We start from the raw sequence: 12,945 nt of genomic DNA on the forward strand, positions 1-12,945 counted from the left end.
CCCCGTCGCGCGCCACGGCATGTTCGGCGCGGACGGCACCGGCGACACCTCCGGCTACGGCGGCCTCGTCGTACGGCGCCCGCCGCAGATCTCCACCCCGCGCCCGTACGGCGGCTACTTCGACGAACTCGTCGACACCCTCGGCCTCGACGACGCCATCGAGCGCGTCGTCGTCGACCGTGGCGAGCTGACGCTGCACGTCAAGCGCGAGCGTTTGCTGGAGGTGCTGGGCAAGCTGCGCGACGACGCCGCGCTGCGCTTCGAGCTGTCCCTCGGTGTCACCGGCGTGCACTACCCCCACTTGCAGGGTGAGGAACTGCACTCGGTCGTCCACCTGTGCTCGATCACCCACAACCGGCGGGTCCGGGTGGAGACGAGCGCGCCCGACGGCGACCCCCATATCCCGTCGTCGGTCGCGATCTACCCGACGCACGACTGGCACGAGCGCGAGACCTTCGACTTCTTCGGGATCGTCTACGACGGCCACCCGGCACTGACCCGGATCATGATGCCGGACGACTGGGACGGTCACCCGCAGCGCAAGGACTACCCGCTGGGCGGCATCCCGGTCGAGTACCGGGGCGCCACCATCCCCGCGCCCGACGAGAGGAGGTCTTACTCGTGAGCACCGGATACGACGAGGCGACAGAGGGCAAGGTCTACTCCGTCCAGGGCGGCGACTGGGAAGAGGTCGTCAGCGGCGCGCGCTCCGCCGAGGACGAGCGCCTGGTCATCAACATGGGCCCGCAGCACCCGTCCACGCACGGCGTGCTCCGCCTGGTCCTGACCCTCGACGGTGAGACGGTCACCGAGGCGCGCAGCGTCATCGGCTACCTGCACACCGGCATCGAGAAGAACATGGAATACCGGACGTGGACCCAAGGCACCACGTTCGTGACCCGCATGGACTACCTCGCGCCGATCTTCAACGAGGTCGCCTACTGCATGGGCGTCGAGAAGCTGCTCGGCATCACCGACCAGGTCCCCGAGCGGGCCCAGGCCATCCGCGTGATGATGATGGAGCTCAACCGCATCGGCTCCCACCTGGTCGCCATGGGCACCTTCGGCATGGAGCTGGGCGCGACCACGCCGTTCATCTTCGGTTACCGCGACCGCGAGATGATCATGGACCTCTTCGAGTACATCACCGGCCTGCGGATGAACCACGCCTACATCCGCCCCGGCGGTGTGAGCGTCGATCTGCCCGCCGGCGCCGTCGACAAGGTCGGCGAGTTCCTCAAGGAGATGCCCAAGCGGATCAAGGACATCCGCAAGCTCCTCGACGCGAACCCGGTCTACCTGCGGCGTACCAAGGGGGTCGGCTACCTCGGCCTGTCCGGCTGCATGGCGCTCGGCGTCACCGGCCCGATCCTGCGCTCCGCCGGACTGCCGTGGGACCTGCGCAAGTCGCAGCCCTACTGCGGCTACGAGACCTACGACTTCGACGTGGCGACCGAGCGTGGCGCCGACGTCTACGCCCGCTACCTCGTGCGCATGAACGAGATGGAGGAGTCCCTCAAGATCGTCGAGCAGGCCCTCGACCGGATCGCCGGTCCGCTCAAGGGCAAGCCGGTGATGGTCGAGGACAAGAAGATCGGCTGGCCCGCGCAGCTCGCGCTCGGCCCCGACGGCTTCGGAAACTCGCCCGACCACATCGCGCACATCATGGGCAGCTCCATGGAGGCCCTCATCCACCACTTCAAGCTGGTGACCGAGGGTTTCCGGGTGCCCGCAGGCCAGGCGTACGCTGCCATCGAGTCGCCCAAGGGCGAGCTCGGGGCGTACGTGGTGAGCGACGGCGGCACCCGGCCGTTCCGCGTGCACTTCCGCGAGCCCTCCTTCACGAACCTCCAGGCCATGCCCGCCATGACGGAGGGCGGCCAGGTGGCCGACGTGATCGCCGCGGTGGCTTCTATCGACCCGGTTATGGGAGGTGTTGACCGGTGAGCTATTCACCGGAGGTCCGCGAGCGTCTGGAGCGGGACGCCAAGGAGATCATCGGGCGTTACCCGAAGGCTCGCTCGGCACTGCTCCCGCTGCTCCACCTCGTGCAGTCCGAGGAGGGCTACGTCTCCGACGACGGCCACGCGTTCTGCGCCGAGATCCTCGGCCTGAGCAAGGCCGAGGTCGTGGGAGTCTCGACCTTCTACACCATGTACAAGCGCAAGCCCGCCGGTGACTACCACGTGGGCGTCTGCATCAACTCCCTGTGCGCGGTCATGGGCGGCGACCAGATCTGGGAGGAGCTGTCCGAGCACGTCGGCGTCGGTCACGACGAGGCGACCTCGGACGGCAAGGTCTCGCTGGAGCGCATCGAGTGCAACGCGGCCTGCGACTTCGCGCCCGTCATGATGGTCAACTGGGAGTTCTTCGACAACCAGAACCCCGAGTCGGCCAAGCAGCTCGTCGACGACCTGCGCGACGGCAAGAGCGTGTCGCCGAGCCGGGGCCCGAAGAAGCTCTGCACCTTCAAGGAGGCCTCAAGGGTCCTCGCCGGGCTGCCCGACGACCTGGCGGGCGACGGCCCGTCGGCCGCCGGCCCCTCGCTGGAGGGCCTGAAGGTCGCCAAGGCCAACGGATGGAAGGCCCCCGAGGCATGAGCACCACACTGACGCCGGTCCTCACCGCCAACTGGGACCAGCCCAACTCCTTCACCCTGGAGGGCTACGGCCCTTACGAGGCGGCGCGCAAGGCCCTCGCCATGGACCCCGACGCCGTCATCCAGGCCGTGAAGGACTCCGGTCTGCGCGGCCGAGGCGGCGCGGGCTTCCCCACCGGCATGAAGTGGGGCTTCATCCCGCAGGGCGACGGCAAGCCGCACTACCTCGTCGTCAACGCCGACGAGTCGGAGCCGGGAACCTGCAAGGACATCCCGCTCATGATGGCCAACCCGCACTCGCTGATCGAAGGCATGATCATCGCGTCGTACGCCATCCGCGCCAGCCACGCCTTCATCTACGTGCGCGGCGAGGTGCTCCACGTGATCCGCCGCCTGCACGCGGCGGTACGCGAGGCGTACGAGCGCGGCTACCTCGGCACCGACATCCTCGGCACCGGGTACGACCTGGAACTCGTCGTGCACAGTGGCGCGGGCGCCTACATCTGCGGCGAGGAGACGGCGCTGCTCGACTCGCTCGAAGGACGGCGGGGTCAACCTCGGCTGAAGCCTCCGTTCCCTGCGGTGGCGGGCCTGTACGCCTCGCCGACTGTTGTGAACAACGTGGAGTCTGTGGCCAGTGTTCCCGCGATCATCTCCAACGGGGCCGACTGGTTCGCCGGCATGGGCACCGAGAAGTCCAAGGGCTTCGGCATCTTCTCGCTGAGCGGCCACGTGACCAGGCCGGGCCAGTTCGAGGCGCCGCTGGGCATCACGCTGCGCGAACTGCTCGACATGGCGGGCGGCATCCGCGCCGGCCACCGGATCAAGTTCTGGACGCCGGGCGGCTCCTCGACGCCGATCTTCACCGACGAGCACCTCGACGTGCCGCTCGACTTCGAGGCCGTCGGCGCCAAGGGCTCCATGCTCGGCACCCGCGCGCTGCAGATCTTCGACGAGACCACCTGCGTGGTCCGTACCGTGCTGCGCTGGACGGAGTTCTACGCGCACGAGTCCTGCGGCAAGTGCACGCCGTGCCGCGAGGGCACCTACTGGCTCAAGCAGGTGCTCAGGCGCCTGGAGGCCGGTCAGGGCACCGAAGAGGACCTGGCCACGATCACCGACATCGCCGACAACATCCTCGGCCGCTCCTTCTGCGCCCTGGGCGACGGCGCGGCCAGCCCCATCCACTCGTCGGTGAAGTACTTCCGCGACGAGTACCTCAAGCACTTCGAGATCGGCGGCTGCCCGTTCGACCCGAAGAAGTCCACCGTCTGGGGTGACCAGTGACGACCACAGCCGTAGAAACCTCCCTGGTGACCCTGACGATCGACGGGTTCCAGGTCAGCGTCCCCAAGGGCACGCTGATCATCAGGGCCGCCGAACTGCTGGGCATCCAGATCCCGCGCTTCTGCGACCACCCGCTGCTCGACCCGGCGGCCAACTGCCGCCAGTGCCTCGTGGACATCCCCGACGCCGGCAACGGCAGGGGCTTCCCCAAGCCGCAGCCGTCGTGCGCGATCGAGGTCGCCGAGGGCATGGTCGTGCAGACCCAGCTCACCTCCCCGGTCGCCGAGAAGGCGCAGCGGGCGGCGATGGAGTTCCTGCTCCTCAACCACCCGCTCGACTGCCCGGTGTGCGACAAGGGCGGCGAGTGCCCGCTGCAGAACCAGGCGATGTCCAACGGGCAGGGTGAGTCCCGCTTCCACGAGCACAAGCGGACCTTCCCCAAGCCGCTGCCGCTGTCGACGCAGGTGCTGCTCGACCGCGAGCGCTGCGTGCAGTGCGCACGCTGCATCCGCTTCTCCGAGCAGATCGCCGGCGACCCGTTCATCGAGTTCTTCGAGCGCGGGGCCAAGGAGCAGGTACGGGTCGCCGACGGCGAGCCGTTCGAGTCCTACTTCTCCGGCAACACCGTCCAGATCTGCCCGGTGGGCGCGCTCACCGGCGCGGCCTACCGCTTCCGCGCCAGGCCGTTCGACCTGATCTCCACGCCGAGCGTGTGCGAGCACTGCGCCTCCGGTTGCGCCCAGCGCACCGACCACCGGCGCGGCCGGGTCACCCGGCGCCTCGCCGGTGACGAGCCGCAGGTCAACGAGGAGTGGAACTGCGACAAGGGCCGCTGGGCGTTCACCTACGCCACGCAGCCCGACCGCCTGAAGACGCCGCTGGTCCGCAACGAGGACGGCGTGCTCGTGCCCGCCTCCTGGCCGGAGGCGCTCAGCGTCGCGGCCGAGGGCCTGGCCAAGGCGCGCGGCAAGGCCGGGGTGCTGGTCGGCGGCAGGCTCACCGTCGAGGACGCCTACGCCTACGCCAAGTTCGCCCGGCTCGCGCTCGGCACCAACGACGTCGACTTCCGCGCCCGGCCCCACTCGGCGGAGGAGACGCAGTTCCTCGCCCACGTCGTCGCGGGCAAGGGCATCGAGACCTCCTACACCGACCTGGAGCACGCCCCGGCGGTCGTCCTCGTCGGCTTCGAGCCGGAGGACGAGTCGCCGATCGTCTTCCTGCGCCTGCGCAAGGCGTGGAAGAAGCACGGGCTCAAGGTCAGCTCGATCGCGCCGTTCGCCTCCAAGGGGCTGGCGAAGATGGGCGGCACGCTCATCCGTACCGCCCCCGGAGCCGAGGCCGAGGCCATCGGCGACCTGATCGGCACCCTCGCCGAGGGCACGGTCGTGCTCGCCGGCGAGCGCCTGGCCAGTGTGCCCGGCGCTCTGTCGGCCCTGGTCCGGCTGGCCGCCGCGACCGGTGCCCGGGTCTCCTGGGTTCCGCGCAGGGCGGGTGAGCGCGGCGCCCTCGAAGCGGGTGCGCTGCCCAACCTGCTGCCCATCGGCCGCCCGGTCGACGACGAGGCCGCCAGGGCCGAGATCGCCCGCGCCTGGAACGTCTCCTCGCTGCCCGCCACGCCGGGCCGCGACACCGACGCCATCCTGGCCGCCGCCGGGGCCGAGGAGATCGACGCGCTGGTCATCGCCGGTGTCGACCCCTACGACCTGGCCGACCCGGCCGCGGCCCTCGCCGCGCTGGAGAACACCCCGTTCATCGTCAGCCTGGAGATCCGCGCCAGCGCCGTCACCGACCGCGCCGACGTGGTGCTGCCGGTCGCGGCCGTCCAGGAGAAGTCCGGCACCTTCGTCAACTGGGAGGGCCGGGGCCGCTCCTTCGAGGCGCCCATCCGGGTGCCCGGCCTGCAGGGCGACCTCGCGGTCATCGGCAACCTGGCCGACCGCATGGACGTCCACCTCGGACTGCCCGACGCCAAGGCCGCCCGCCGCGAACTCGGCGAGATCCGGGCCTGGAAGGGCGCCCGCGTGGCCGCCCCGAACGTCAGCGGCGGCGCCAAGGGCGTGGCCGAGGCCGGTCAGGCGCTGCTGGCCACCTGGCACCTGCTCCTCGACGACGGCCGCATGCAGGACGGCGAGCCGTACCTCGCGGGCACCGCCCGTACGGCCGAGGCCCTGGTCTCCGAGAGCACCGCCGCCGAGATCGGCGTCGCGGACGGCGACAAGGTCGTCGTCGGCGGAGTCGTCACGCTGCCGGTGCGCGTCGCCGAGCTGCCCGATCGCGTGGTCTGGGTGCCGGCCAACTCCGGCGGCTGCTCGGTCACGCGCGATCTGCGCGCGGTGGCCGGCGACATCGTCACGATCGGGAGCGCGTCATGATCACCCTGGTTACCGACCCGACGCTTGCCGACTTCGGCAAGGACCCGCTCTGGATCACCATCGTCAAGGCGTTGATGCTCTTCGTCTTCCTGATGCTCTGCGTCCTGTTCGGCGTCTGGTACGAGCGCAAGCTCATCTCCCGGATGCAGAACCGCTACGGCCCCAACCGGGCGGGCAAGTTCGGCCTCCTGCAGTCGGTGGCGGACGGCATCAAGATGGGCCTCAAGGAAGACCTCTTCCCGAGGACCGTCGACAAGGTGCTCTACCTGATGGCGCCGGTCATCATGGTGATCCCGGCGTTCCTCGCCTTCTCGATCACGCCGTTCGGCCCGATGGTCAACCTGTTCGGCGTCGAGACGCCGCTGCAGCTCGTCGATCTGCCGGTGGCCGTGCTGTTCATGCTGGCCATGGGCGCGGTCTCGGTCTACGGCGTGGTGCTGGCCGGGTGGTCGTCGCGCTCGCCGTACGCGTTGCTGGGTGGGTTGCGCAGCGCCGCCCAGGTGGTCTCCTACGAGATCGCCATGGGCCTGTCGTTCGTCGGCGTGTTCCTGTTCGCGGGCACGCTGTCCACCTCGGAGATCGTCAAGGCGCAGGCGTCCGGCGGCGAGTTCCTGGGCATCCCGATGCCGTCGTGGTTCGTGGTGCTGCTCCTGCCCTCGTTCCTGATCTTCGTGATCTGCGGGTTCGGCGAGGCCGCCCGAATCCCGTTCGACCTGCCCGAGGGCGAGGGCGAACTGGTCGGCGGCTTCCAGACCGAGTACTCCTCCTCGCTGAAGTTCGCCCTGATCATGATGGGCGAGTACCTCCACACCTTCACCGCGTCGGCGATGGCGATCACGCTGTTCCTGGGCGGCTGGCGGGCGCCGTGGCCGATCTCCGCGATCGACGGCGTCAACGAGGGCTGGTGGGGACTGCTCTGGTTCTTCATCAAGTTCGTCCTGGTCTTCTCCTTCGTGGTCTGGGTGCGCGCCTCTCTGCCGCGCATCCGCTACGACCAGCTGATGTCGCTCGGCTGGAAGGTCCTGATCCCGCTGAACCTGGCGTGGATCATGCTCGTCGCCACGGTGCGCGCGTTCATGTACGCCAACGACCCGCAGTCGGGCTTCGGCGGCAGCACGGTGCTGGTGCTGATCGTCGGCGGTCTCGTCGTCATCGGCGGGCTGGCGATCTTCTTCCGCTTCGACACCGTCAACCAGCGCCGCAAGGAAGCCGAGCGGGCCGAGGTCGAGGCCGAGTACGAGGAGCTGGACAGCGAGCCCACCGCCGGTGGCTTCCCGGTGCCGCCGCTCGACCTGCCGCACTACCACGGGGTGCAGCGTAAGGAGGTTCCCAGTGGGACTAACTGATTGGCTGAACCCCGTCAAGGGCTTCGGCGTCACCTTCCACACGATGTTCAAGAAGCCGGTCACGGTCAACTACCCGGAGGTGAAGCGGCCCACGGCCCCGCGCTTCCACGGCCGGCACCAGCTCAACCGCTGGCCGGACGGGCTGGAGAAGTGCATCGGCTGCGAGCTGTGCGCCTGGGCCTGTCCGGCCGACGCGATCTTCGTCGAGGGCGCGGACAACACCGACGACGAGAGGTTCTCGCCGGGTGAGCGCTACGGCCGCACGTACCAGATCAACTATCTGCGGTGCATCCTCTGCGGTCTGTGCATCGAGGCGTGCCCGACTCGGGCCCTCACGATGACCAACGAGTACGAGCTTGCCGACACCGACCGTGAGAGCCTCATCTACACCAAGGAGATGCTGCTCGCACCGCTGACTCCGGGCATGGAGCAGCCGCCGCACCCCATGCGGCTCGGCGAGACCGAAGAGGACTACTACCGGCTGGGACGGACCAATGGGTGAGACGGTCACTTTCTGGGTGTGCGCCGTCGTCTCCGTCCTGACCGCGCTCGGCGTGGTCTTCAGCCGGAGGGCGGTGTACTCGGCGCTCATGCTGGGCGCCACCATGCTCTGCCTGGCGGTGCTCTACGCCGCCCAGGACGCCCCCTTCCTGGCCGCGGTGCAGATCATCGTCTACACCGGCGCGGTCATGATGCTGTTCCTGTTCGTGCTGATGCTCATCGGCGTCGACTCCTCGGATTCCTTCGTGGAGACGCTGAAGGGCCAGCGGGTGTGGGCGGTCCTCGCGGGCATCGGCTTCGCCTCGCTGGTCGTGCTCGCGATCGGCAACGCGGCCTTCACCAACATCAAGGGGCTCGCGGCGGCCACCTCGCAGGGCGGTTACATCCGCTCGATCGCCGGGCAGCTGTTCACGAAGTACGTCTTCGCCTTCGAGGTCACCTCCGCGCTGCTGATCACGGCGGCGCTGGCCGCGATGGTGCTGGCGCACCGCGAGCGACTGGTCCCCAAGGCCACGCAGAAGGACCTCTCGCGGGCCCGCTTCCAGGGCGAGCAGCCGACGCCGCTGCCCGGCCCCGGCACCTACGCGCACAGCAACGCCATCGACATGCCGGCGCTGCTGCCCGACGGCTCGGTCTCCGAGAAGTCGGTCAACCGCTACATCGCGCGCTACGACGTGGAGCAGGGCCACCTTCCCGCCGATCCCAAGCTCGCCGAGGCGATCAAGCACTCGGTTGAGGAGGAGTCGAAGTGACGACGCACTACCTCGTCCTTTCGGGCCTGCTGTTCTCCATCGGTGCCCTGGGCGTACTCATCAGGCGCAACGCGATCGTGGTGTTCATGGGCATCGAGCTCATGCTCAACGCGTGCAACCTCGCGTTCGTCACCTTCTCCAGGCAGGTCGGCAACCTCGACGGCCAGGTCATCGCCTTCTTCGTGATGGTGGTGGCCGCGGCGGAGGTCGTGGTCGGCCTGGCCATCATCGTGACGATCTTCCGAACCCGCAGGTCGGCATCCGTTGACGATGCCAACCTGCTGAAGTACTAGAGGTGACTGATGGAATCTCCCGCTGAGATCCACGCTGTCACCGGTGGCGTGATCGGGGCATCCTGGCTCATGATCGCCCTTCCGTTGCTGGGGGCGGCGATCCTGCTCGTCTTCGGCCGGAAGACAGACCGGTGGGGACACCTGCTGGGCGTGGTCATGTCCCTGGGCGCGTTCGCCGTCGCCGTCCTGGCGTTCATCGAGATGCTCGGCCTGCCGGAGAACATGCGTCGGCAGTCGGTGCTGCTGTACGAGTTCATCCCCGGACTCGCGAACATGGGGCTGCTGGTCGACCAACTGTCGATCAGTTTCGCCCTGCTGATCACCGGTGTCGGCTCGCTGATCCACATCTACTCGATCGGCTACATGTCGCACGACCCGGACAGGAGGCGCTTCTTCGCCTACCTGAACCTGTTCGTGGCGGCCATGCTCCTGCTGGTGCTGTCCGACAACTACCTGGGGCTGTTCATCGGCTGGGAGGGCGTGGGCCTGGCCTCGTACCTGCTGATCGGCTTCTGGCAGTTCAAGCCGACGGCGGCGGTCGCGGCGAAGAAGGCGTTCGTCGTCAACCGGGTCGGTGACTTCGGCCTGCTGATCGGCATGTTCATCATCTGGACGTCGTTCGGCACGCTGGCCTTCGCCGACCTGCCCGGCAAGGTGGGCGACGCCTCCTCCGGCACGCTCACGGCGATCGGCCTGCTGCTCCTGCTCGGCGCGTGCGGCAAGTCCGCGCAGTTGCCGCTGCAGTCCTGGCTCCTGGACGCCATGGAGGGCCCGACCCCGGTCTCGGCCCTCATCCACGCCGCGACCATGGTCACGGCCGGCGTCTACCTGGTGGTCCGCTCGGGCGCGTTCTTCTTCCCGCTCGGCTCCACGGCCGCGCTGGCCGCCGCGATCGTCGGCTGCGCCACGCTGCTCGCCGGTGCGATCATCGGTTGCGCCAAGGACGACATCAAGAAGGGCCTGGCCGGTTCGACGATGTCGCAGATCGGCTACATGATGCTCGGCGCCGGCTTCGGCCCCGTCGGGTACGCCTTCGCGATCGGCCACCTGATCACGCACGGCTTCTTCAAGGCCGACATGTTCCTCGGCGCCGGTTCGGTCATGCACGCCATGAACGACGAGGTGGACATGCGCCGCTACGGCGGCCTGTTCTCCAAGATGAAGATCACCGCGGTGACCTTCCTCATCGGCTACCTGGCGATCATCGGTTTCCCGCTGCTGTCCGGCTACTTCACCAAGGACGGCATCATCGAGACCGCGATGCACCACAACCAGGTGCTCGGCTGGCTGGCCGTCCTGGGTGCCGGTCTGACCGGCTTCTACATGTCGCGCATGATCTTCATGACGTTCTTCGGCAAGCCGCGCTGGGACAAGGACGCCCACCCGCACGAGTCGCCGGCCGTCATGACGATCCCGCTGATCATCCTGTCGATCGGGGCGATCGGCCTCGGTGCCTTCCTGGTGCTCGGCGGCCGTCTGTACCTGTGGCTGGTGCCCGCCGTCGGCGGCAACCCGGCGGAGGCCCCGGCCTTCCACCCGTTCAGCGTCCCCGGTCTGGCCACGCTCGCGCTCGTCGCGGTCGGCGTCGGCATCGCCTGGCTGCGCTACGGCCGGGTCGAGGTGCCGGTCACCGCCCCGCGCGGCTCCTTCCTCACCACCTTCGCCCGGCGTGACCTGTACGGCGACGCTCTCAACGAGTCGCTGTTCATGCGCCCCGGCCAGTGGCTGACCAGGATCGCCGTCTTCTTCGACAACCGTGGCATCGACGGCTTGGTCAACGGCCTGGCCGCCGGCATCGGTGGGAGCTCGGGCCGCCTGCGGCGGCTGCAGACGGGCTTCGCCCGAACATACGCGCTGTCCATCCTGTTCGGTGCTGCCCTGCTGGCCGGCGCCCTGCTCCTCGTTGGGAACATGTGATGTCACCCTGGCTCCCGATCCTCATGGCGGTGCCCGTACTGGGCGCCATCGTGGTGGCCCTGCTTCCCAAGGGCAGCGACAAGCTGGCCAAGCAGGTGACCCTGCTGGTCTCGCTGGCCGTGATGGTGCTCACGCTCGTCATGGCGGCCGGCTTCGACCCCAAGGGCGAGCGCTTCCAGTTCGTCGCCGAGTACAACTGGATCCCCAGCTTCGGGGTGAAGTTCGGCGTCGGCGTCGACGGCGTGGCCCTGGTGCTCATCGCCCTGTCGGTGGTGCTGGTGCCGATCGTCGTGCTGGCCTCCTGGCACGACGCCGACGGAGTGAAGTCGGCCGACGGCACGGTCATCGCGCCGAAGCGGTCGGTCAAGACGTACTTCTCGCTCCTGCTGGTGCTGGAGACGATGATGATCGGCGTCTTCGCGGCGACCGACATCTTCCTGTTCTACGTCTTCTTCGAAGCCATGCTGATCCCGATGTACTTCATGATCGGGTCGTACGGCGGCGCCCAGCGGTCCTACGCGGCCGTCAAGTTCCTGCTGTACTCGCTGTTCGGCGGCCTGCTCATGCTGGTGGCCGTCATCGGCCTGTACTTCGCGGCCGGCAAGGCCACCTTCATGTTCCCCGAACTGGTCGGGGCCATCCAGGACCCGGTCACGCAGAAGTGGCTGTTCGCGGGCTTCTTCATCGCCTTCGCGATCAAGGCGCCGCTGGTGCCGGTGCACACCTGGCTGCCCGACGCGGCCGCCCAGGCGCCCGCCGGCGCGGCTGTACTGCTCGTGGGCGTGCTGGACAAGGTCGGTACGTTCGGCATGCTCCGCTTCTGCCTGGAGCTGTTCCCCGACGCCGCCAAGGCGTTCACGATGCCGATCGTCGTCCTCGCGGTGGTCAGCATCATCTACGGCGCGATCGTCGCGATCGGCCAGACCGACCTGAAGCGCCTGATCGCCTACACCTCGATCTCGCACTTCGGCTTCATCGTCATGGGCGTTTTCGCGATGTCGCAGCTCGCCCAGTCCGGCGCGGCGCTGTACATGGTCAACCACGGCTTCGCCACCGGTGCGCTGTTCCTGGTCGCGGGCTTCCTCATCGCCCGCAGGGGCTCGCCGTACATCTCCGACTACGGAGGTGTGCAGAAGGTCGCGCCGGTACTGGCCGGATTCTTCCTGATCGCCGGTCTCGCCGGCCTCTCGCTGCCGGGGCTGTCGTCCTTCGTCAGCGAGTTCATGGTCATGATCGGCACCTACTCCAGCGAGGCGTTCGGCTCCGGTGCGCTCGCCGCCGCGGCGATCGTCTCCGCGGTGGCCGTCGTCCTGGCCGCCGTCTACATCCTGTGGATGGTGCAGCGCGCGATGAACGGCCCGACCGCCGACTCGGTGAAGGGCTTCAAAGACCTCAACGTGCGTGAGGTCTTCGTACTCGCCCCGCTGGTCGCGCTGATCATCGGGTTCGGCTTCTACCCCAAGCCGCTCCTGGACGTGATCAACCCGTCGGTCCAGCACACGCTGACCAACGTGGAAGTCAAGAACCCCGCCATCGCTGAGAAGGGGGCCGGACAGTGAACGGCTTTGAGGCGCCGACGATCGAATACGGGCAGCTGGCGCCGTTGCTCCTGGTCTTCGGCGCGGCGGTCGTCGGCGTGCTCGTGGAGGCGTTCGCGCCGCGTTACCTGCGTAAGTCCATCCACGTCCCGCTGAGCCTGCTCAGCCTGCTCGGCGCCTTCGCGCTGGTCATCGTCCAGATCGCCAGGGGCGGGGTGCCGACCTCGGCCTCCGCCATGGGGGCGATCTCGGTCGACGGGCCGTCGCTGTTCATCTGGGGCGTCGTCCTGGTGCTCTCGGTCGGCGCGGTGCTGCTGATCAACGACGACGGGCACTTCGT

Annotated in this window: 11 protein-coding genes and 1 pseudogene; all 12 read left to right on the forward strand. The window is 68.5% G+C overall.

Annotated features, from left to right (window positions below; translation table 11 throughout):
* The first annotated feature begins 19 nt into the window (after positions 1-19).
* Positions 20-625 carry an NADH-quinone oxidoreductase subunit C gene (locus ABD120_RS36610; RefSeq protein ID WP_343955025.1) on the forward strand — a complete coding sequence of 202 codons (606 nt, stop codon included), beginning with the start codon at positions 20-22 and terminating at the stop codon, positions 623-625.
* Positions 622-1,947, forward strand: coding sequence for an NADH-quinone oxidoreductase subunit D (locus ABD120_RS36615; RefSeq protein ID WP_343954958.1), 1,326 nt, complete (start codon positions 622-624; stop codon positions 1,945-1,947). The genes ABD120_RS36610 and ABD120_RS36615 overlap by 4 nt, the downstream gene beginning before the upstream one ends.
* Entirely contained in the window at positions 1,944-2,600 is a 657-nt protein-coding gene (gene nuoE, locus ABD120_RS36620; RefSeq protein ID WP_343954959.1) for an NADH-quinone oxidoreductase subunit NuoE, read from the forward strand. Before ABD120_RS36615 ends, nuoE begins: the two co-directional genes overlap by 4 nt.
* Positions 2,597-3,886 carry an NADH-quinone oxidoreductase subunit NuoF gene (nuoF, locus tag ABD120_RS36625; RefSeq protein ID WP_343954960.1) on the forward strand — a complete coding sequence of 430 codons (1,290 nt, stop codon included), beginning with the start codon at positions 2,597-2,599 and terminating at the stop codon, positions 3,884-3,886. The genes nuoE and nuoF overlap by 4 nt, the downstream gene beginning before the upstream one ends.
* Positions 3,887-3,909: 23 nt before the next feature.
* Positions 3,910-6,258 carry an NADH-quinone oxidoreductase subunit G gene (locus tag ABD120_RS36630; protein WP_425564097.1) on the forward strand — a complete coding sequence of 783 codons (2,349 nt, stop codon included), beginning with the start codon at positions 3,910-3,912 and terminating at the stop codon, positions 6,256-6,258.
* Positions 6,255-7,604, forward strand: a complete 1,350-nt coding sequence (nuoH, locus tag ABD120_RS36635) for an NADH-quinone oxidoreductase subunit NuoH (protein ID WP_343954962.1) — start codon at positions 6,255-6,257, stop codon at positions 7,602-7,604. Before ABD120_RS36630 ends, nuoH begins: the two co-directional genes overlap by 4 nt.
* On the forward strand, positions 7,591-8,106 hold the full coding sequence (gene nuoI / locus ABD120_RS36640) for an NADH-quinone oxidoreductase subunit NuoI (RefSeq protein WP_343954963.1): 516 nt from the start codon (positions 7,591-7,593) through the stop codon (positions 8,104-8,106). The genes nuoH and nuoI overlap by 14 nt, the downstream gene beginning before the upstream one ends.
* Complete coding sequence (locus ABD120_RS36645) at positions 8,099-8,857, forward strand: NADH-quinone oxidoreductase subunit J (protein WP_343954964.1); 759 nt, start codon at positions 8,099-8,101, stop codon at positions 8,855-8,857. The genes nuoI and ABD120_RS36645 overlap by 8 nt, the downstream gene beginning before the upstream one ends.
* Entirely contained in the window at positions 8,854-9,150 is a 297-nt protein-coding gene (nuoK, locus tag ABD120_RS36650) for an NADH-quinone oxidoreductase subunit NuoK (protein WP_343954965.1), read from the forward strand. Before ABD120_RS36645 ends, nuoK begins: the two co-directional genes overlap by 4 nt.
* A gap of 9 nt (positions 9,151-9,159) precedes the next feature.
* The gene (nuoL, locus tag ABD120_RS36655) at positions 9,160-11,067 is read left to right on the forward strand and encodes an NADH-quinone oxidoreductase subunit L (RefSeq protein ID WP_343954966.1); all 1,908 of its coding nucleotides are present in this window, start codon (positions 9,160-9,162) and stop codon (positions 11,065-11,067) included.
* Positions 11,067-12,626: an NADH-quinone oxidoreductase subunit M gene (locus ABD120_RS36660; RefSeq protein WP_343954967.1), complete on the forward strand. Its 1,560-nt coding sequence runs from the start codon at positions 11,067-11,069 to the stop codon at positions 12,624-12,626. Before nuoL ends, ABD120_RS36660 begins: the two co-directional genes overlap by 1 nt.
* A pseudogene (locus tag ABD120_RS36665) lies at positions 12,623-12,945 on the forward strand (NADH-quinone oxidoreductase subunit NuoN); the annotation flags it as partial. The gene ABD120_RS36660 and the pseudogene ABD120_RS36665, both read left to right, overlap by 4 nt.

The organism is Nonomuraea longicatena, assembly GCF_039525605.1.
GTDB lineage: Bacteria > Actinomycetota > Actinomycetes > Streptosporangiales > Streptosporangiaceae > Nonomuraea > Nonomuraea longicatena.

Excerpts from the sequence above, each read along its gene's own strand:
- ABD120_RS36610 (WP_343955025.1), top strand. The coding sequence starts at position 20 with ATGTTCGGCGCGGACGGCACCGGCGACACCTCCGGCTACGGCGGCCTC.
- nuoF (WP_343954960.1), top strand. The coding sequence starts at position 2,597 with ATGAGCACCACACTGACGCCGGTCCTCACCGCCAACTGGGACCAGCCC.
- nuoH (WP_343954962.1), top strand. The coding sequence starts at position 6,255 with ATGATCACCCTGGTTACCGACCCGACGCTTGCCGACTTCGGCAAGGAC.
- ABD120_RS36645 (WP_343954964.1), top strand. The coding sequence starts at position 8,099 with ATGGGTGAGACGGTCACTTTCTGGGTGTGCGCCGTCGTCTCCGTCCTG.
- nuoL (WP_343954966.1), top strand. The coding sequence starts at position 9,160 with ATGGAATCTCCCGCTGAGATCCACGCTGTCACCGGTGGCGTGATCGGG.
- ABD120_RS36660 (WP_343954967.1), top strand. The coding sequence starts at position 11,067 with ATGTCACCCTGGCTCCCGATCCTCATGGCGGTGCCCGTACTGGGCGCC.